The organism is Streptomyces sp. NBC_01431, from assembly GCF_036231355.1.
In the GTDB taxonomy this organism is placed as follows: domain Bacteria; phylum Actinomycetota; class Actinomycetes; order Streptomycetales; family Streptomycetaceae; genus Streptomyces.
On record NZ_CP109496.1, the window covers coordinates 8,162,059 to 8,180,708 of the forward strand.

Below are 18,650 nucleotides of genomic sequence, written 5' to 3' on the forward strand. Positions count from 1 at the left end.
ACCCCCGCCGCCCCGCCCGCCGCCACTACGAACTCACCGGCGCCGGCCGGCGCAGGCCGTGGAAGCGTTCGAGAAGCGCCGGTCTGTCTACAGGAGGTGAGGACGCTTCGGACGGGCCTGCGCAACGCCCATGCTCACCGCATCAGGTTTCTCGGGCGCTCACGCCCGGCTGGAGAGAGGAACTCGAAGCTCTACGCGGAGTCGGATCGAGGTGTCGATGGGCAGTCCCATGCTGGAGTAGCGAAGATCTGCCGAGTACTTCGCGATGAGGTCGAGATCCCGCAACTGCCGCCGCAGCTCAGAGGCCAGCGCTTCGTCCGGATCAGGGACGAGCTCGCCGCCGTCCTGTTCGGCCAGGTACTCAAGGTGTTGATCGACCGCCTCGACCGCCCGGCGACTGGTCCAGCTGGCGAAGTCGTGGCAGCCGAACAGATAGGCGTGCGCGGCATGCAACGCCGCCGCTGCGGCGGACTCGTCCGCATCATCGGGCCCGTCCTGGCCGTCGTTGTGGCAGTAATCGCTGAGCATGTACTGGGCGACACCCCGCTTTACTGCCGAGAAAGCAGTCGTATCACCGAGAACGCCCTCCCACACAGAGTTCAGCAGGGGGCGAAGAGCCAAGGTGAACAGGGCCTGCTCGTCTTCGGGGAGCGCCTCGTGCCGGCTCATGAGCCGTTCCGCAACACCGGCAGTGAAAACACCGCGTTCCCCGGACGACCTCGCCCTCAGCCGCTCCTCCACCAGCGTTGAAAGCTCCTGCCATGTGTTCATACGAGCCACCCCCGAGTCGCGAAGCCAGCGCGCTCACACTGGCAAGGGCCGATCATGGCACCCACCAGGGACAGCTCATGTCGGCGTGCACCCCCAACGCGGCTCTGGCAGGTACACACAGGTACAAGCGCCGTTCGAACCCGGAACCACGCTGGGGCACCTGCGGGCTCGCACAGAAGTGTCCGAATCTGCGCGGGAAGTAGATCACACCGAGGAGCTGGCACCTCACGGGCGTCTCACCGGCCCCTAGTGGCCGGGCGGCCGGGACATTTGTCCTGGGGCAGTCGGGATTCTTCGCTCTGCCGCCGGGTGGCTCTTCGACGGGAGTATCAGTGGTGTCGGCAAGGGCCGGCGGGGTCGCTGGGAAAAGGGTGAGGGGAACACCATGAGTGCCACGGTCGCGATTCAGATGCCGGTCAACGCTGAAGCTCGGGCTCAGGCCGTCGAGGGCGCTGCCCTGAAGGGGCTGCCCACCTGGTACTTCCCTCTCGTCGGGCTGTTCGCCGGGATCTTCGACATCGCCCGCGCCTACCCGGTCCTCTACGCGCTGATCCCGGTCGTCGCCGTCGTTCAGATCGTGCTGTCGACGGTCGCGCAATTCCCCACGATCCGCGGTTTCGTGTCGGCGTAATTCCCCACCCCCGTGGTCACGAGTCCCCATGGGGACGGTGACCGGCACCAGGCGAGTCTCGAAGTCATTCCTCGCTTCGGCGCCCGGGTTCCTGGCCGGCGGCGTTGTCACGGAACCACTGATCCACGAATGTGACCGCCTCAGTGGAGTCAGCGGTCGCCAGCAGCACACGGTTGTCCCGCCAGGGAAACGCCAGAACGGAGTACAGACCGGGCCCGGCATGGATGCCGGGGAACCCCTCCGTACCCCAGTCGCGAAAACTTTGTGACAAGGAGAAATTCAGGCTGCTGTGCGAGGTCCACGGATACAGCGAGCGAAGCCGGGGCACGGAAGCGGCCGCCTGGACCAGAGGCCACATCGAACGCGACGCCCAGTCGTCGGGTGCCTCCGGTGGCCGGTATTGCACCAGAAGCCCGTCCCACGCCGCTGAAGCCTCGGCCTCAAAGGTCTGGTTGCTCATGTGTCTCAAGGTGTCCTCGGGCCTCGGCACCGTCAAGAGCTCCGGGAAGCGATCACCATCTCACCGGAAGGCCCGGTGACCGTCACTGGCAGGGGGCGTGCGTGATCGAACTCGCACAGTCCTTCCCTGTTGTCGGCGACGCTTGAAAAGTGAGCCGAGTCCGGCGGGTGAAAAGTGACCCCCACTGCGTCAGTTGATGTTGGTCATTCCCCGGTGTTGGCGGCGGGAACCCGTCCGAGGTCGCGGCCGCGCATGCGGTAGCTGTCGCCCTTCAGCGACACCAACGGAACACAAAGCTGTACTTGACGGTCACGCTGGCGTCCGGGGAGCCGGTGGAGGGGCTGTATTCGCGTCCTGAGCACCGTCGACGTCTTCGGCGGCCCATCGTGGAGAGGGTCCCAGATGTGTAGTGACTGTTGCCGCCGTGTTCAGCGAGAAGCACCGCTTCACGGCCTCGGGATTCGGTACGGGCAGCCGTCAACAGGGCGTGCGCCGTTGGTAGTTCCGGCGCGTTCAAAGAGTGCGGCGGGAAACGGTCGACACGGCCCCGCGGTCGCCTTACCTTCCGAAGTAGGAGGCGGGGCCGATGAGCGAACCGACGAGGTTGAAGGCCCTGGAAACCTCCGGACTGCTGCACCCGAACCCGGAGACGGTCACCTCGCCGCTGTTCGCGGAGGGCGGCTTCTTCCTGGCCCACGACAAGGTCCAGGTCAAGTACGAGATGCTCCGTGCGCATGTGATCGAGGGCTGGAGCGTGAGCGCCACAGCGGCGGCCCACGGCTATTCACGTTCGGCGTTCTACCTGGTCAAGTCGTCCTTCACCCGGGCGGGCATGACGGGTCTGCTGGACGGGCGGCCGGGACGGCACGGCCCGGTCAAGGTCACCGAGGACATCGTGGCCTTCATCCGGGCGGCGCCCGCGGGTGTCTCGGGTGCGGAATTGGCCGGCGAGGTGGAACGAATCTTCGGTGTGCTGCTGCACCGGCGCACGGTGGAACGGATCCGGCGGCCATGACCACGTCGCCGGGGCAGGGCTGGTTCCCGCTGCCCGGCGAGCACGCGCAGGCCGAGTACGAACTGCTCCGCTGCCACGTCATCGAACATGGCAGGACGCCGTCCTCGCTGGCTGCGGCCCGCTTCGCCCGCCGCGGACTGGCCGGACTCATCTCCTGGCCGGCCGGTGAGACGGACTTTAGGGCCGAGGTGTCCGGAGCGCGTCGACCTGCATGGTCACCGCACCACGACCCGCGAACGGACGCGCTTGCCGACGTGTTCGCGATGCTGCTGGAGGCCGCCGACCGCCTCGACTTCGGGAGCGATCAGGCATGGGGGTGGGTGCGGTGAGGGCCGCGCTCTATGCCCGGGTATCCACCGAGGGGCAGCAGGCCCGCGGCACCATCGGGTCTCAACTGGCCCTGCTGCACGAACGGGTGGCCGCCGAAGGCGACGAGCTGGTCGCCGAGTTCACCGACGACGGCTGCTCGGGAGCCCGCCTGGACCGACCGGGCCTGGACGCGCTGCGGGACGCGGCCGAGGCCGGGCTGTTCGAGCGGGTGTGGTGCCTGTCGCCGGACCGACTCGCCCGCGTCTACGCCTACCAGGTCGTCGTCCTGGACGAGCTGGCCCGCCTGCGGGTGAAAGTCTGCTTCACCGACGCCCCGCCGGTCACGGATGATCCGCAGGCAGTCCTGCTGACGCAGGTCCAGGGCGTGATCGCCGAGTACGAGCGGGCCAAGATCGCTGAACGCTACCGGCGCGGCAAACTCTTCCGCTCCCGCGCCGGCGAGGTCATCTCCTGGCGCACGCCCTACGGCTACCGGCGCCTTGCCCGAGAGAGCGAACGGGCCGCTCACCTGGAGGTCTTCGAGCCGGAGGCCGCAGTGGTCCGGCGGATCTTCGAGGACTACACGGTGCGCGACCTGTCGATGCGCGAGATCATCCGCGGGCTTGCCACCGACAGCATCCCCACCCCGAATAAGGGCAACGGCGTCTGGGGGTCCTCCACCATCGCCCGGCTCCTGCACAACGAGGCATACGTCGGCCGGGTCTACTTCAACCGCACCACCTCGGTCCCCGACCCGCGCCCGGGACACCGGCCCCGCCAGATCCCCAGGCCACGGGAGGACTGGATCGCCATCACGGTGCCCGCGCTCATCAGCGAGGAGACGTTCACTGCGGTCGGCACCGTGAGCAGGGACAACAGCAAGTGGAGTCCGCGCCGGACCGAGCCCGGACAGTGGATGCTGCGCGGACTGGTCAAATGCGGCTCCTGCCACGTCGGCACCAACTGCCACAAAATGCGTGGCCGCAACGGCGCCTTCCACCGCTACTACTACTACTGCCGCAACCACGACCCGATCCGCGCCGGCGGCAGCGACCGCCGCTGCACCGAACGCAACATCCGCGCCGATGTCCTGGACGCCTTCGTCATCGCTCAGGTCCGCGACATCCTGCTGCGTCCCGACGTCCTCCTCGCCGGCCAGCACGCCACCGCCGGGAAGGCATCCAGCGACGAACTGCTGGCGAAGGAACTGAGCGGCCTCGACCGCAAGATTGCCGCGGCCCAGGCTGAGCGGGGCCGTCTGGCCGACCTCTACCAGGCCGGTCTGATCGACCTGCCCGACCTGCAACGACGCGCCACCGCCATCGACCACCGCCGCCACGATCTGGCCCAGCGACGTGACGCACTCGCCGCCCGGCGCTACGAACTTGCCCAGGCAGGCCAACTCCGCGACAGGATCACCGACTTCACCAACCGGGCCCGCGTCGGCATCGACGCCCTCGACTTCGACCGGCAACAAGCCCTCCTCCGTCTACTCGTCGAGGAGATCGAAGTCACCGGCTGGCACGTCAAGATCCACCTACGGATCCCACTCGACGAACCACCCCAACAGCCCACACCAGCCAGCCCCCGACCGCTCCACCCCGCACCGTCCAGCCAAGACCGTCTGCGTTCCGCTGGTGGAGATGACCTCGGCATGGTGGACGAGGCGGTCGATCATCGCGGCGGCGACGGTGTCGTCGCCGAAGACCTCGCCCCAGCGTCCGAAGGGCTTGTTGCTGGTGACGATCACCGAGGCGCGTTCGTAGCGGCCTGAGATGAACTGGAAGAACAGGTTCGCAGCCTCGGGCTCGAAGGGGATGTAACCGACCTCGTCGACCACGATCAGCGGAATCCGTCCCAGCCGGATCAACTCATCGCTCAGACGCCCTGCCTGGTGGGCCTCGGCAAGGCGGGTGACCCACTGGGCGGCGGTGCCGAACGCGACCCGGTGGCCGGCCTGGCAGGCCCGGATGCCGAGCCCGGTGGCGAGGTGGGTCTTGCCAGTGCCGGGCGGCCCCAGGAAGATCACATTCTCCTTTCCGGCGACGAAGTCCAGCGTCCCCAGATGGGCGATGACCTCGCGTTTCACGGACCGCTGGTGATCGAAATCGAAGTCCTCCAGCGACTTGCGAGAGGGGAAACGAGCCGCCCGGATGCGTCCCTCGGCGCTGTGGGAGTCGCGGGCGGCGACCTCCCTCTGCAGGCATGCGGCCAGATACTCCTCGTGGCTCCAGCCTTCGTCGCGGGCCCGCTCGGCGAGCCGGGCGGCAGCATCCCGCAAGGCCGGGGCCTTCAACGCCTTGGTCAGATAGATCAGTTCGGAGCCGACGTCACGGCTGGTCCTGGCCTGGTTAGTGCTGTTCTTCGTGCTCATCATGCTGCCCCTTCGCCCGTGCTCAGTCCGCCGTCGATGACGCCGAAGATCCGGTCGTAGGTGTCCAGCGACCGCTCCTCAACCTCCGTCACATCCGCCGGCGCCGGTTTCGTGCCGGCGGCCGCCTTGCGGGCGGCCGCGGCAGCGGCCGCGTGGTCCGGGTCGGTGATGGTCTGGTGGCGAGCCCAGCTGCGGGCATGGCGGGCGACCTCGACGCCGTCGCAGGTCACCAGGACCTGGTCCAGGTCGGCGGCGACCTCGACGCGGCGGCCGATGGCCAGCGGATGCACCGAGTAGTCGCAGGTGTCGAGGCGGACGTAGTGGTCTCTCGGCAGCCGCAGCGATGCCTTCCACCAGCCCGGCGGGGCGATCGGCGGCAAGGCCAGCATCCGCGAGCGGTCCGCTTCCAGCCGGTCCGCCGGGCGGGCCTGCAAGGTGCGGTGGATGCGCCGGTTCGCCCTGGTCAGCCAGTCGGCCAGCTGGATGTTGAAGTCGGCCGGCGAGGCGAACACCCGCCCGGGCAGGAACGACGTCTCCAGATAGCCGTTGGCCCGCTCGACCAGGCCCTTAGCTTCTGGGTCCCGGGGCTTGCAGAGCAGGAACTTGACGCCCAGCAGTCCGGCGAACGCAGCGAAATCGTCGGTCAGTTGAGGACCGCCGGACCGCCAGGAGCCGACGGCTCCCTCGTTGTCCCAGACCAGCACCCTAGGGACGGCGCCCAGCTCGGTCAGCAGCCGCCAGTGCCCGGCGATCAGGTCGGCCGCAGACCTCGAGGGCAGCATCCGGGCGGTGATCCACCGCGAGTAGCCCGCGACCATGACCAGCACCGGCGGCCGCCCGACCTGGCCGAAGCCGAGCGGAATGTCTGCCGGCGGGAACCACAGGTCACACTGGCCGATCTCGCCCGGCTCATAGACCGTCCGCGAAGCCGGATCCGCAGGCCGATAGGCCGGCCGCAGGTCCCGGACCCGGTCCTTGAGCACCGTCAGGCCCCGGTCCCAGCCGATCCGCTCAGCGATCACCGTCGCCGGCATCTCCGGCCACTGCTCGAGCAGTTCACGGATCTGCGGCTCGACCGCGTCCACGATCGAACCCCTCGGCGCCCGCTGATACTTCGGCGGCGCGTCGTCCGCGATCGCTCTGCGAACGGTGTTCCTCGCGATCCCCAGCTTCCTCGCGATCGCCCGAACCGGCATCTGCTCGGCCCGGTGAAGCCGGCGGATCTCCGCCCAGTCCTCCACGCTGATCACCACTCCTCCCGGCCTGACTCAACGAGCCAGACCCCTGGAGGGGGTCAACTTTCAAGCGTCCACACTGGTCCATTTTTCAGCCGTCGCCGACAGGATTCTCGGGGTCCTCGCAACACCTGGTGGCCTTCGTGGCCGTCAGTAGATCACGCAGGCGCTCGGCTGGGGTTCTCCAGCCGAGCGTTTTGCGTGGTCGGCCGTTGAGGGGCTGGGCGACGTGTTCGAGGTCTTCGGCGCTGTGCACGGACAGGTCGGTGCCCTCGGGAAGTACTGCCGCAGCAGGCCGTTGGTTCCGCGGCCGCCTCCGCGAGCAGCTGCATGCCGCCCCCGACCACCAGGCATGGGTGGGACGTTCGTGAGGGCTCACCAGGCTGCGTACGCTGCGGGCACCGAGGTGTTTTCGAGGAAGAGCTGCGGATGACTGAGAACGCGTCTGTGCCCGGATCGCGCCGGGACCTGGCGATGCACAACGACTGGTGGCCCGCAGGCTGGGAGCAGGTCCTGCCCCGCCAAGGTCTTGCGCTGACCATGCTGATCGGGACGGCGTGCCAGCCCGGTTTCACTGGCTCCCTGGACGACCTGGTGCACGAGTTCTTCGACGGGCACTGGGACTTGATCGGCGGCAACCTCGACAGTCCCCTCACCTTCTCCTGGCCCGACGAAGAGTGGGACTACGAGGCAGCGCCAGAGGGCCCCGAGGCCTGCGAGGCGGCCCGCTGGAAGCAGTTCAGCGCCATGCTGACGACAGCCGGATACCCGGTGCCCACCACCGTGCGGGACCTGTCCGAGCTCTACCTGACGTGGGGCCTGGCCCGCCGCGAAGAGACACCGGACGGCACCCGATGGTCCATGCCCGCCGCGCTGCCGCTGCCCGGCGACCTGCTGCCCCTGGACCCCGAACTCACCAAGCGCCTCGACCAGATCCGCTGGACGATGCGCACCGGCCCGCTCCTCGACACCCTCGTCGACCACCTGGTCGACGATCTGGGTGAACCGGCAGAGACCCTCACCTCCCTGGACCGTCTCGCGGCCGCGACCGACCGGGATGTCGACGATGTCCGGCTCGCTCTCGCGGAACTCGTGAAATCCGGCGACGCCCGCCTCCAGCGCGGCGAAGAACCCACTGACGCGGAGCGCCTGGAGGCCCACCGCCGCTTCCGCCTGGTCATGGACTGGGAGCACTTCCACAAGAACCGCATCCAGGTCAGCCGCGGTGACTGAGGCCGCGCACGGCACCGTGGGGACCAGCGACACGCGCCTGATCGTGCTCCGAGGCAACAGCGCCTCGGGCAAGTCATCCGTCGCGGCCGGCCTGCGCGAAAAGTTCGGCCGCAACCTCGCCATCGTCGCCCAGGACAACCTCCGCCGGATCGTGCTGCGCGAACGCGACCGGCCCGGCGGCGCCAACATCGGCCTGATCGACCTCACCGCCCGCTACGCCCTCGACAACGGCTTCCACGTCGTCGTCGAGGGCATCCTGTACGCCGACCGCTACGGCACGATGCTCCAGGACCTGGTGCGCGCTCACTGTGGCGTCTCGTGCTGCTACTACCTCGATGTGCCGTACGCGGAGACGGTGCGACGGCACGCGACGAAAGCCGACGCCGAATACCTCCAACAGGTCACGCCCGATCACCTCAGCGACTGGTACCGGGAAAGGGATCTGCTGGCTGGTGGCATGGAGACCGTCATCGCCACTGACAGCACCCTCGACGACACCGTCCAGCGCATTCTGCGCGAGAGCGGTCTGGACGGTGTGCTTCCGATCGACCGCTAGGGCGCAACTCTGCGTATAGCGGGGTGGTCGCCTGGGGGGCGTAGGCGCCCGGCGGAGGCACGATGCTCCGCTGGGCCCGCTCCCGCGGAGCTGTCTCGGGCGAGGCGTTCGGGAATCGGGGCAATACGCAGCACCGGGCCAGATCGTCGCTCGGGAGCCCTGTTGTCAGTGCCCACTGGAAGACTGGTGCGATGGCTTTAAGGCACCCGAGTTTTCTCGATCTTGAGACGCTGCTCTCCCAGGCGGAGTACCACAACGTCGACGTCCCAGTGGCACAGGACATCGTGGAGACGACCGCAAGGAAACGGTCCGGGGGTGGCAAGGCGGGCATTGGCCCCCTCGCTCTGAACGGATCCGCAGGAACCGATGTGCAGTTCCAGTCGACCTACAGCTTGGCTCCGCGAGAGAAGGCGACTGTCTCCAAGGTGATCGACGGTCTGATTCGCGACAAGGCGGTCAGCGTGAACCCCGCCGGAGAGTCGGCTCTTACCAAAGATGCCCTGGTCGAGATCGAGGGCACCGCGCGCATCACGGCAGCAAGCGTGATGAGCAAGCTGTTCTTCGTCTTCCGGCGCCTGATGCAGGAACGCAACATCGACGATCTCAGCGAGCTCGCCAACCTCGACGTGAACGACGCCGACGTCGCACAGGCGATCCAGCAGGTGTACCTGCACAACGAGCTGCTACCCCTGCCCATGCTCCTGGAGATCACGGACAGCTCTCTGCCGCACAAGGTGTACGTCAACATCCGTCCTGGCTACTTCATTGACCAAGCATCAGCTGATCGCCTCGAAGGAGACATGCGCATCCTCGGCAGCGTCTACCGACTCATTCCGCAGGATGAGTACAGGGTCACCGACGAATGGCTGCTGCACGGCTGGGAGTTCATGATGCGCCGCATCATGATGACGCAGATCGAAGACGATCTCCGAGAGGTCACCCGGCAACTCAACAGGCTCGGCCTGAACGTTCCCGACGATGACGCCCAGGCATACATCTCCGGCCCGGCCATCGTCCTCAACGCCATCGCCTTGTACTGACGCCGTTCCTGTCCGGCGCCCCTAGTGTCTCGTGATTCCGTCGGCATTACTTGATCTTGTGTGACTCGTTGCTCCCGGCATGGAGCTTTCCGTGGAACAGGCCGCCGAGTTGCGGGAGTTGGCGAACAGTCGGGACGTGCCCGCCGATGTGGCCACCCGGGCCCGGATCGTGCTGTGGTCCGGTGAGGGGCGCCGGCGCAAGGACATTGCCGAACTGCTCGGGGTGTCATTGCCGACCGTGGACCGCTGGAGGACCCGTTACGCCGAGCGCGGGCTCGCCGGGCTGGAGGGCGACTGTCCGGGCGGGGCGCGCGAGCAGGTGCCGACGCGGGTCCGGGCGCGGGTGATCGCATTGACGCGCATGACGCCGCCGGTCGGCACCGGTCTTTCGCATTGGTCGACGCGGGAGTTGGCGAAGTATCTGAAGCGGACCGAGAACGTCACCGTGTCCTGGCACTACATCGCAAAGGTCTGGCGCGAGGAGAACCTCAAACCGCATCGCAAGGGCACCTTCAAGATTTCGAAGGATCCCGCGTTCGCGGACAAGGTCGCTGATGTCGTCGGCCTCTACCTGGCTCCGCCCGGTGGCGCGGTGGTGCTCTCGGTGGATGAGAAGACGCAGATCCAGGCGCTGGACCGGACCCAGCCGGTGCTGCCGGTGACCTTCGCAGCCACCGAGAAGCGCACCCACGACTATGTCCGGCACGGCACCACGAACCTGTTCGCCGCACTCAACGTCGCCACGGGCGAAGTGACCGGCGAGTGCAGGCCGAGCCGGAACGCCGTGAACTTCCTGGCCTTCCTCAAGAAGGTGGTGAAACCGCATGCGGACAAGGAGATTCATGTCGTCCTGGACAACCTCTCCACGCACACCACGCCGGAGGTGAAGGCATGGCTGACCAACAATCAGCACGTCCACTTCCACTTCACCCCCGTCGGCTCTTCCTGGATCAACCAGATCGAGACCTGGTTCGGAATCCTGACCCGCCAGTCGATCCGCCGCGGCACATTCTCCAGCGTGAACGTCCTGATCAAGCAGATCCGCGACTACATCGACTCCTGGAACTCCGAGGCCAAACCCTTTACTTGGACCGCAACCACCGACGAGATCCTCACGAAGGTCCGACTCGTCCAGACCAGCATCAAGAAGCTCGTCGCAAACAACTCCAAGTGACACAAACGGGATCACGAGACACTAGTGCTGTCCCGTTCGAGCGAAAGGCTGAGCTGTGCCTGACCGACCTGAAATCGTCTGCATCTGTGGCTCTGCCCGGTTCGTGGATGAGATGCGGGCGGTGAATCGTGATCTGACCTTCGCCGGGGCCATTGTTGTCGCGCCGGGCGAAGCAGACGGGTTGATCGCCGACGAGCAGAAGAAGGCGCTGGCCGCCCTTCACCTGCGCAAGATCGACCTGGCAGACCGGGTTCTGGTCGTCAACCCTGGTGGGTACATCGGCGAGTCCACGAGCAGGGAAGTGGATTATGCCCACGCCACCGGCAAGCCGATTTCGTTCACCGATCCCGTCTGACCAGGAGACGCTTCACGACACCGGCCCGGCGCCTCCAGCGCCCGGCACCGTGCTTCGGGACCTGGCTCACCAACCCGGACGGCACGCAGAACTGATTGAGCGTCGGACACACCACGGGGCCCGGGGGATCAGCCATGACATCCCCGGGGCCCGGTTGGGTTCAGGCTGGCCAACGACTGCGCGCCCCCGGCGTTTCGGCATCGCTAGTGCTGTGACCGGCAACGTTCACCGGTTTGCCATGGATGAACGGAAGCCAGGCAGGGCGGAACCGATATCTGGACTACTGCGCTGAGGGAGCGCGCTGTGCGGTGAGCACGGGCTGGTAGTACCCGCTGGAGGTCGGACTGTGCCAGGTGATGTTGGTAAAACCGGCTTCAGCCACGAACTCTGTCAGCTGCGGCGTCGTCAGCGCCCAGTAGGTGCTCCGGCGGACTCGGACATGCCAGGTGTTCTCCGCGGGGATGAGCTGGAAGTGCTCCAGGTCGTAGCGCTCGCCGTCTTCATGCCAGTGCCACAGCTGGAAGGTGATCACTTGGCCATCGCGTGTTTCCGAGACCTGGGGAGGTGTCGCCGTGGGTCTGGTCTGGCGCGTCTCGTCATAGGCCCGGACAGTGATCACCAGCAGTCCGTCGTCTCGGAGCACCCGTCTCATGCCGAGGAGCGCCGCCCGGAGATCTTGCCCGGAGAGCAGGTGCGGGAGCGAGTTGTCCGCGCAGAGGACGACGTCGAATGACGTCTCTTTGAACGGCAGTTGGCGCATGTCAGCCGCAGCGGCCGGAAGCCGGCTGCCCCGGGCCGCCGCCTCGGCGGCGGCGCGCGCGGCGGCGACCGGGCTCAGGTCGCTGCCGATGACCTGGTGCCCGGCCAGGGCCAGCCCGATGGCCTGGGTGCCGATCCCGCACGAGCAGTCCAGGACGCTGTGCGGTCCCGCGCCGAGAGATTGGCGGACGAGCCCGCCCAATACCTCGGCCTGGTAGGCCATGCTCGCGTCCCAGTCCCGGAACATCAGGTGGTATTCGTGGGCCAACTCGTCGTAGAAATCCCGCACGGAGAGCTCGGACATGTGTCCCACCGTAGTACGTTGCCGCCTGGCGATGGTGAACTGCCGCAATGGTCCGAAGTGGGCCTCGATCGGGTTGGCCCAGGACGCGTACGTCGGGGTGAAGCACAGCTTGCCCCGGTTCTCCGCGGCCGTGATCGTCTTTCCGGAGCCAGTCGCGGAGACCACCGTTGCCCGCAGCCCCTGGGCGGGAGCAGACGCGCGTACGGGGAATCCCGCCCGCGTGCGGATCCGCGAGACGGCCTCCGCCTGGTGTTCTCGCAGGCTGATCATCGCTCGTCTCCCGCCTGGCCGACGGGCTCTGGACTCGGGTTATCGGTTGGCTGCTGGAGCGGCAGAGTCTGCTGTTTGCGGCGCCGGCGGAGTTCACGCTGCGCCTGGGCACGGGCGCACTCGCGGGTGCAGTACTTGATGCCGCTGGTGCGGTTTTGCCCGTACTCGGCGCGGCCGCGCTGGCGTACGAAGTTCCGGCGGCAGGTCTCATTCGCGCACTCGCGGATGGTGGCGTCTTCGGCGAGGTGGTTGTACAGCTGGAGGAAGACGATCGAAAGGATGCTGGGGTAGCGGTCCGGCAGGCCGCCGATGCCGATGCTGAACGGCTTGAGCGCGGCGTTCAGCTCGTCCACCAGGTCGCTGATCCTCATTCCCAGGACGATCTCGCGCATGTGGTCCAGATCGCGGGGCCACGCCTCGTCCCGATGCGTGTTCGCGGACTGCCACTGCGCCAGCTGTTCCTCGCACACCTCCGGCTCGATGAGCGTGTCGAGTCCGCCCTCGCGGCGCAGGGCCAGCCAGGTAGTGATGGCCGCCTGAGCCTGCGTCACGTACAGCGTGGCCAGTTCGCCGTGAAGGCAGAACGTCCCGCTTCTCGGGTGTTCGCGCTCGGTGAGCTCCTTCAGTCGCTCGTACTCCTCCTCATCCCAGCTGCCGCTGTCGATGCTGCCGCCCAGGGATCCGTAGGTGCGCATGAGGGCGGCCACGGCGTTGAGATCCGCGGGGTCGAGCTCCATGAATTCACGCAGGTAGAAGTCCTCGGGCAGCGGAACGGTCTCTCCCTCGGATCGCAGATGGGGCTCCCAGACGATCCACTCGCCGTCGGCTCGTGCCCCGGGGACGGGCCGCAACTCCGGCGCGGGCACGGGCGTTCCCGGCCATAGCGTGGGACGAAAGCGTGGGTCAACGTATGCCGCCATGAGGGGCATCATAGCTACCGGATGGGTAGTACGAACAGTGAATGCTTCGTATCACGGGCGTGGCTTTCGGGACTTACTCGAGGGGGAACCGCAGTGAGGCAGTGGCAGGACCGCAAGGCGGTCGGCGATGCGCACGAACGGCGGGTGGCAGCCGCTCTGCGCGCACGCGGCTGGACCGTCCACCCCTGCGGACAAGGCACCTACCCACCCGCTGTGTGCGAGGCCCTGCGCCGAACCCGCTCCGCCCTGCGCCAGTTCCCCGACCTCATCGCCGCCCGCGGCAGCGACCTCGTCACCATCGACGCAAAAGACCGCATGCCCAGCACCGACACCGACCGCTACGCCATCAGCACCGACACCGTCAACGCCGGCCTCCTCTTCACCGCGGCCCACGCCCCGACACCGCTGTACTACGTCTTCGGAGACCTGAAAGTCCTCACCCCGGCCGAAGTCCTCCACTACAGCGCCCACGCCTTACGCCACCGCAGCGGCGCCTTCCACCTCATATACACAGGACAAGCGCACCCATTCGACGAAGTCTTCGGATCGACTGGCTCGGCAGCTGTCGCATGACAGCCACCGCCCTGCCCTCGCAGAACCGACGACGCGCCTGACCCCTCTCCGGGTGGTGAAGGCTGCCTCTGGACCTGAGCCGACGGCTGATGCGCCCGGCGTCGGAGCTCCGTCTGTGGTCAGCACGGCGCTGGAGTGGGCGTAGTCGGTTGCCTGGTTCTGGTCCGGCCAGTGGCGATCAGTGGTTGGGGTCGGCGCGTTGGCGTCCGCATGAAAGGGGCTTCGCGATGCCCGAGCCGGTCCCGCCCGATCTCGTAGCCGGGGTTCTTCGTGGAACACACGGCGCGCGGGCTGGCCGACGTGCGCACGAACGCCGAGGTGCTGGTGGAAGCCCGGGACACGCCGCACGTCCTGGCCGGCGACGACGTGGCGAAGGTGAAGCGGGCCTGCACCGAGCAGGCCGACCATCTCGGGTACTTCGCGAGCGACGGTGCGTTCTCGCTGATCAGCGCCGTGGTGTCTGTCGTGGCCGTGGCTTTTCTTGTCGCCGTGGCAGGAAGGGCTGGGGCTGGTCAGAACATGGTGTTGTCGTTCTTGGAGGCGGCCGGGATGACCTGAAGGACGTCCCAGTGCTCGACGATCTTGCCGTTGCTGTCGAAGCGGAAGATGTCGATGCCTGCGTACTCCTCGGCAGGCCAGGTCTGGTGGCAGTGCAGAATGACGTAGTCGCCTTCGGCGAAGGCGCGTTTGTATTCGACGTGTTTGCCGGGGTACTCGGCGGCCATGCGGTCGAAGTAGTCGATGAAAGCCTGCTTGCCGTCGGCGACGTGCGGGTTGTGCTGGATGTAGGTGTCGCCGGCGTAGCGGTCGATCGCCTCGGCGGGTCGGCACTCGTTGAACATCAGGTCGTAGAACGCCTTGGCGGTGGCCTTGTTCTGCTGGGGGTCGCTCATGGGATCACCGTAGGGTCGGGCGCCGGGTGCGGCGCGTCGAGTGCGTCGAGCAGGTGCTCGGCGTCGGCGGGGATCGGCAGGGCCCGGTCGACGAGGTCGGCGGGGGGCTGCGGGTGGGTGGGGTTGACGCGTACGAGGTGCGCGTGGGGAAGCGGCGGGTGAGGTGTTCTCCGGGCCACCGGATGACGCCGGGGGTGTTGAATCCGGCGCCGAATTCCAGGATGAGCAGGCGGGTGTCGGCGGGGGTCGTGTTCAGCCAGTCCTGGAGGCGGTCTCCGGCGGGGCGGTAGGTTATGGCCCCCAGTGACTACCTTCACATCCTCAGCAACTACACATTCAGAATAGGGCCGCTCGACAGTCCTTTTGCAAACACAGGGAGATGGAACATCTTCCTTCCTGGCGGGAGGCGCTAGCGTGCTTGAGCTTGTCGGATTTTATGCAGAGCTACCCCACGGAGCAGAGGGACAGCCGAGACTAAACGACTCCTTGGGTAGGTTCACCGGTGAGACGGAAGGAATACTTCGATACCTCAGGGGAGCGCACGTGATGATGGCTTCGACCATGCCAGTGCGAGATCACGTAGACTCCGACGGCCCACTGATCGGGACGCTTCAGCTCATGACTGATGGCGTCTGGGTTTGGCCGGGGGACTATCCGTACTACGTCGAACGCTATGGAGCAGAGATCCCCGAGGCCCTCCTGCTCCATGCTCGTTCCCTCAACTGGATCCCTCCCAAAATTGATCCAGAAAAAAGAGATATCCAGAACGAATTCCCGCTCTGGCGCGAATAATTCATCAGCAGGCACTTCCGTGCCTGTCCTGTACGTGCCCAGCGCATAGAGCACGAGGCCAAGGGCACTGGGGCGGAGCAGCTCATCTGCCCGCCCCGGGTCCCTGGTTCGAGGAGGCGTTCATGGTTTCGGACCGCGCGTGTCGCGCCGGTTGTAGCCGACGTAGCGGTGACCACTAGCTAGCCGGAGCGTCCGGGCCGGAGCGAGCGTTCCGTCACTGGCAGGGTTGCCAGCCACCCGCCCCGGACCAGGGTCACTCTATCGGCCCTATGCCCAGTCGATGCCGCGGTCGGCGAGCTGGGCGAGCTGTTCACTGTTCAGCTTGTCGCGGCGGCTCTTCTGGTTCGAGATCCATACGCCGAGTCGTACGTTGTGGTCCTGGCCGTCGATGACGACGGGTTCGGTGTGCTGACGCGGGATCACGGTGCGCTGCTCACGGTCGATGTACTGGGCGAGTGCGGCCAGGCCGCGCCGGAACCCCGCGGCGCCCCGCGCAGCTCCGGCCGCCGCGGTTCCGCTCTTCGAGCCGTTCGACGTCGATGTCGTTTTGAGGGTCGGGGCGGGGGCCGCCTCGATGCCGAGCGCGCCGAGTCGGGTCTGCTGCTCGGCGTTGAGGCGGTGCCAGTCGCGCCGTTGGCGGGTGAGCCAGCGTCCAATGTCGTCGCCGCGCCAGGTCACCCCGGGCACGATCTCTGCCACGTGCGCCCCCGCGTTCAGCAGGGCCTGGAGGCCGACGTGGTGGCGCTGCCAATCGACTGTCCACCCGAGCTGGGCGGGGTTCCATTCCGGGTCGACCGCGGCGAGTTGCTCGGCGCGGACCTTGGCGCGCTTGGGGTCCTTGCCGAGTCCGTCGGGGCGCCGGCAGTTGGTGAGCCACTGCCCGACCGGCTTGTCGAGCGCGGTGGCGTGGCGGGGCACGGCCAGCGTGCCCGCCTCAGCCAAGTACGCGCGCGCGGCTGCCAAGTTCTCCGTGAAGCCCGCGTCGGCGGTGTACACCCTGCTGGGGGAGGGAACTCGGGATCCGGCACCACGGCGTTCCGCTGACCGTCGCCAAGGGCAGCCCCCGCGGCGCCGACGGCGGCCGAGCTGACCACCGAACCCCGCGGTCGCCCGGGCCGCGCCCCGCCCGCCGTGGCCGGGGCCTGCAAGCGCCGCTACCAGCTGTAGACGCGGCTGATGATTTCCGAGATCTCGGCCTCGTCAGGGCCGGGGTGGGTGACCACCACCGGCACGCCGTTGGGGTCGCTGCCCTCGACCCGGACAAACCCCTCGACCGTCTCGGTGGCGACATGCGCACCCCGCGCCTTGAGGACCTGCTCACAGCGCAGCAGCTCCTTCGCGCTGGGAGCCGTCCAGATCGCGGCATGCAGGCCGATGCCCGACGTGGTGTGGTCGGCCCTCGGGCTCAGTGAACGCAGGTACAGCTGCGAGCCGTCCAGACCGACCAGCAGCGCGGCGGTGGACGTGGTGAGCCTGACCCGGAGACCGAGAACGTCCTGGTAGAAGCCGGTCGACTGCTCGAGATCGAAGACGTTCAGTACCACGGACGCCAGCCGCATACCCGGTGTGGCGAATTCCATCAGTGGTTTCCTTCTCTCAGGGAAAGGCGAGGACTGCGATCTCTCGGTTTCGGGACAGTGGTGTGAGAGACAGTGGGTTTTGGTGTGTTGATGCTGGTCGGGGGCTGTTTCGGGGTGTGGGGGCACTGTCATGCACGTGAGAGATCGGTGTGGGATCGCTGTCCTGGGCGTTTATCGCAGCTGGGGTGATGCTGTCTCAGTTTCGTGAGTTCTGACCCTGCGCCCAATGATCAAAAAAGGGAGGGTGGGGGCTTGGTCTGCGGGTGCGGCGGGGATCGGGTTGTGTGGTGTTGGATTGCGCGGCCAGGGGGTGTCCGCGCGGCTGTGGTGGGTCTGTGCGGCCGTGGTGGATGCGAGGCATGGCGTGCCTGCGAGGGGGCCTGAGTGGTCGTCATGGCCTTTCTGCGGGACGGTGGTTCGGGTTCCTGTCGCCGGTCGGTGAAGCTGCGGTGTCGTCATGCTTTTGACCTGGTGTTGTGCAGTGTGGTTGAGCGGGTCGGCGACTGTGGGAGTCACTGGATCTGCGCAGAGTCCGGGCCTCGCAGTGGCCTGGCCTGCGGAGGTTCCTACCTTGGGCCTGATTGCGCAGGTTGGTTGGGCAGCGTGCAGTTTCGCTGGTCGTCGTCGATACCGCTGTTCGTGCCTGCGGCGCTCCTCGCGATCCGAAGGACCTACATGCTGCATCAAATAGGATGGAACCAGCAGAGACGTTCACAGTACGAACCGGTACGCCTTGTTGAGGGTGTCAAGGTGTCAGCGGAGGCCGGCGATCTTGACGACGCCGCTGACGACTTCGCCGACGATGCCGACGACGGGGTTGGGGGTGTCGTCAGCGGATGCGGTGGTGGTTGTGAGTCCGAAGATGCAGAGGGTTCCGAGGAGGATTACAGCGGTATGGCGCATGTGGGGTTCCTCTTTTGATGTGGAGGTGGTCGAGGTTGGTTCGGCAGTTGGTCTAGGTTGCCGCACGGCTATCCAGTGGTGAGGATGAACACGCCGGTCACCCGGGCGGGGAGAGGAGAGATGCTCCATCTGAGGCGCTTTCAGAGTTGGGTAGCAATGTGCCCCGTGGGGTGGGTACATCACAGTGAACGCTTCGGCCGTGCCAAGCCATGCTCCTGGCCAGCCCCGAGACAGACCCCCGCCCCTTCTAGCCAGACAGGCCCGCGGAGCGGGCCAGGGGCTTGGAGGCGGAGCCGGAAAGCCAGCGGGGGAGCGCAGCGAGTCCGCTAGGCCGAGCAACGCGAGGCCAAGTCCTAAGCGAAGCGCAGGACTTCAGCCCCCGAAGGGGGCAGCCGAGCAAAGCGAGGCAACTGCATTGCGCAGCAATGCAGTTCACCAGGGCGCGCAGCGAGCTGGTGAACGACCCGCGGAGCGGGTCGGTTCTCTGCTCAGCGCGCAGCGCT

The 18,650-nt window shown here is 67.0% G+C and carries 22 protein-coding genes and 4 pseudogenes; 12 read left to right on the plus strand and 14 right to left on the minus strand.

Annotation, left to right across the window (positions count from 1 at the left end; genetic code table 11):
- Positions 1 to 159 precede the first annotated feature (159 nt).
- The gene (locus tag OG522_RS37255) at positions 160 to 771 is read right to left on the minus strand and encodes a hypothetical protein (RefSeq protein ID WP_329467412.1); all 612 of its coding nucleotides are present in this window, start codon (positions 769 to 771) and stop codon (positions 160 to 162) included.
- A 385-nt stretch (positions 772 to 1,156) separates the two neighbouring features.
- On the opposite strand from OG522_RS37255, the gene OG522_RS37260 reads away from it, so the two are divergent.
- The gene (locus OG522_RS37260; protein WP_329467413.1) at positions 1,157 to 1,402 is read left to right on the plus strand and encodes a hypothetical protein; all 246 of its coding nucleotides are present in this window, start codon (positions 1,157 to 1,159) and stop codon (positions 1,400 to 1,402) included.
- Positions 1,403 to 1,466: 64 nt separating this feature from the next.
- On the opposite strand, the gene OG522_RS37265 is transcribed toward OG522_RS37260, so the two are convergent.
- On the minus strand, positions 1,467 to 1,862 hold the full coding sequence (locus OG522_RS37265) for a DUF6193 family natural product biosynthesis protein (RefSeq protein ID WP_329467414.1): 396 nt from the start codon (positions 1,860 to 1,862) through the stop codon (positions 1,467 to 1,469).
- 586 nt (positions 1,863 to 2,448) lie between these two features.
- On the opposite strand from OG522_RS37265, the gene OG522_RS37270 reads away from it, so the two are divergent.
- The 3 genes and pseudogenes from OG522_RS37270 to OG522_RS37280 all read left to right on the plus strand — a co-directional run.
- Positions 2,449 to 2,877, plus strand: coding sequence for a helix-turn-helix domain-containing protein (locus tag OG522_RS37270; protein ID WP_329467415.1), 429 nt, complete (start codon positions 2,449 to 2,451; stop codon positions 2,875 to 2,877).
- The gene (locus OG522_RS37275; protein WP_329467416.1) at positions 2,874 to 3,206 is read left to right on the plus strand and encodes a hypothetical protein; all 333 of its coding nucleotides are present in this window, start codon (positions 2,874 to 2,876) and stop codon (positions 3,204 to 3,206) included. The genes OG522_RS37270 and OG522_RS37275 overlap by 4 nt, the downstream gene beginning before the upstream one ends.
- Positions 3,188 to 4,294, plus strand: a pseudogene (locus tag OG522_RS37280) (recombinase family protein); the annotation flags it as partial. The gene OG522_RS37275 and the pseudogene OG522_RS37280, both read left to right, overlap by 19 nt.
- A gap of 429 nt (positions 4,295 to 4,723) precedes the next feature.
- Here the strand turns inward: OG522_RS37280 and istB are convergent.
- The 3 genes and pseudogenes from istB to OG522_RS37295 all read right to left on the minus strand — a co-directional run.
- A complete protein-coding gene (gene istB, locus OG522_RS37285; protein WP_329467417.1) occupies positions 4,724 to 5,560 on the minus strand; it encodes an IS21-like element helper ATPase IstB in 837 nt (278 codons plus the stop codon).
- A complete protein-coding gene (istA, locus tag OG522_RS37290; protein WP_329460849.1) occupies positions 5,560 to 6,810 on the minus strand; it encodes an IS21 family transposase in 1,251 nt (416 codons plus the stop codon). Before istA ends, istB begins: the two co-directional genes overlap by 1 nt.
- A 76-nt stretch (positions 6,811 to 6,886) precedes the next feature.
- A pseudogene (locus OG522_RS37295) lies at positions 6,887 to 7,116 on the minus strand (transposase); the annotation flags it as partial.
- A 108-nt stretch (positions 7,117 to 7,224) separates the two neighbouring features.
- Here OG522_RS37295 and OG522_RS37300 point away from each other — a divergent pair.
- The 5 genes from OG522_RS37300 to OG522_RS37320 all read left to right on the plus strand — a co-directional run bounded on the left by OG522_RS37300 (position 7,225) and on the right by OG522_RS37320 (position 11,153).
- Complete coding sequence (locus OG522_RS37300; protein ID WP_329460848.1) at positions 7,225 to 8,028, plus strand: DUF6042 family protein; 804 nt, start codon at positions 7,225 to 7,227, stop codon at positions 8,026 to 8,028.
- Entirely contained in the window at positions 8,021 to 8,584 is a 564-nt protein-coding gene (locus tag OG522_RS37305; RefSeq protein ID WP_329460847.1) for an AAA family ATPase, read from the plus strand. Before OG522_RS37300 ends, OG522_RS37305 begins: the two co-directional genes overlap by 8 nt.
- A 191-nt stretch (positions 8,585 to 8,775) precedes the next feature.
- Entirely contained in the window at positions 8,776 to 9,624 is an 849-nt protein-coding gene (locus OG522_RS37310) for a hypothetical protein (protein WP_329460846.1), read from the plus strand.
- A 79-nt stretch (positions 9,625 to 9,703) separates the two neighbouring features.
- The gene (locus OG522_RS37315; RefSeq protein ID WP_329460845.1) at positions 9,704 to 10,798 is read left to right on the plus strand and encodes an IS630 family transposase; all 1,095 of its coding nucleotides are present in this window, start codon (positions 9,704 to 9,706) and stop codon (positions 10,796 to 10,798) included.
- A gap of 112 nt (positions 10,799 to 10,910) precedes the next feature.
- The gene (locus OG522_RS37320; RefSeq protein ID WP_443074810.1) at positions 10,911 to 11,153 is read left to right on the plus strand and encodes a hypothetical protein; all 243 of its coding nucleotides are present in this window, start codon (positions 10,911 to 10,913) and stop codon (positions 11,151 to 11,153) included.
- A 280-nt stretch (positions 11,154 to 11,433) separates the two neighbouring features.
- Here OG522_RS37320 and OG522_RS37325 read toward each other — a convergent pair whose 3' ends face one another.
- The 4 genes and pseudogenes from OG522_RS37325 to OG522_RS37340 form a co-directional block, all read right to left on the minus strand.
- Complete coding sequence (locus OG522_RS37325; protein WP_329467418.1) at positions 11,434 to 12,216, minus strand: class I SAM-dependent methyltransferase; 783 nt, start codon at positions 12,214 to 12,216, stop codon at positions 11,434 to 11,436.
- Between the two features lie 27 nt (positions 12,217 to 12,243).
- A pseudogene (locus OG522_RS37330) lies at positions 12,244 to 12,324 on the minus strand (transposase); the annotation flags it as partial.
- A 24-nt stretch (positions 12,325 to 12,348) separates the two neighbouring features.
- A pseudogene (locus OG522_RS37335) lies at positions 12,349 to 12,486 on the minus strand (DEAD/DEAH box helicase family protein); the annotation flags it as partial.
- Positions 12,483 to 13,352 (minus strand): hypothetical protein, encoded by an 870-nt coding sequence (locus tag OG522_RS37340; RefSeq protein WP_329460843.1) that lies wholly within the window; start codon positions 13,350 to 13,352, stop codon positions 12,483 to 12,485. The pseudogene OG522_RS37335 and the gene OG522_RS37340, both read right to left, overlap by 4 nt.
- Positions 13,353 to 13,499: 147 nt before the next feature.
- Here OG522_RS37340 and OG522_RS37345 point away from each other — a divergent pair, with 147 nt between their 5' ends.
- Both OG522_RS37345 and OG522_RS37350 read left to right on the plus strand, forming a co-directional pair.
- Positions 13,500 to 13,979, plus strand: coding sequence for a hypothetical protein (locus tag OG522_RS37345; protein ID WP_329460842.1), 480 nt, complete (start codon positions 13,500 to 13,502; stop codon positions 13,977 to 13,979).
- A gap of 270 nt (positions 13,980 to 14,249) precedes the next feature.
- Complete coding sequence (locus OG522_RS37350) at positions 14,250 to 14,537, plus strand: hypothetical protein (RefSeq protein WP_329460841.1); 288 nt, start codon at positions 14,250 to 14,252, stop codon at positions 14,535 to 14,537.
- Here the strand turns inward: OG522_RS37350 and OG522_RS37355 are convergent.
- Positions 14,492 to 14,872, minus strand: coding sequence for a nuclear transport factor 2 family protein (locus OG522_RS37355; protein ID WP_329460840.1), 381 nt, complete (start codon positions 14,870 to 14,872; stop codon positions 14,492 to 14,494). The two genes, OG522_RS37350 and OG522_RS37355, sit on opposite strands and share 46 nt — an antisense overlap.
- Complete coding sequence (locus tag OG522_RS37360; protein ID WP_329460839.1) at positions 14,869 to 15,051, minus strand: hypothetical protein; 183 nt, start codon at positions 15,049 to 15,051, stop codon at positions 14,869 to 14,871. Before OG522_RS37360 ends, OG522_RS37355 begins: the two co-directional genes overlap by 4 nt.
- A gap of 235 nt (positions 15,052 to 15,286) precedes the next feature.
- On the opposite strand from OG522_RS37360, the gene OG522_RS37365 reads away from it, so the two are divergent.
- Positions 15,287 to 15,664 (plus strand): hypothetical protein, encoded by a 378-nt coding sequence (locus tag OG522_RS37365; protein ID WP_329460838.1) that lies wholly within the window; start codon positions 15,287 to 15,289, stop codon positions 15,662 to 15,664.
- 267 nt (positions 15,665 to 15,931) lie between these two features.
- Here OG522_RS37365 and OG522_RS37370 read toward each other — a convergent pair whose 3' ends face one another.
- From OG522_RS37370 to OG522_RS37380, 3 genes are all read right to left on the minus strand, one after another.
- Positions 15,932 to 16,660 carry a helicase associated domain-containing protein gene (locus OG522_RS37370; protein WP_329460837.1) on the minus strand — a complete coding sequence of 243 codons (729 nt, stop codon included), beginning with the start codon at positions 16,658 to 16,660 and terminating at the stop codon, positions 15,932 to 15,934.
- 158 nt (positions 16,661 to 16,818) lie between these two features.
- Positions 16,819 to 17,244, minus strand: a complete 426-nt coding sequence (locus OG522_RS37375) for a VOC family protein (RefSeq protein WP_329460836.1) — start codon at positions 17,242 to 17,244, stop codon at positions 16,819 to 16,821.
- A 753-nt stretch (positions 17,245 to 17,997) separates the two neighbouring features.
- Complete coding sequence (locus tag OG522_RS37380; RefSeq protein WP_329460835.1) at positions 17,998 to 18,147, minus strand: hypothetical protein; 150 nt, start codon at positions 18,145 to 18,147, stop codon at positions 17,998 to 18,000.
- Positions 18,148 to 18,650: the final 503 nt, after the last annotated feature.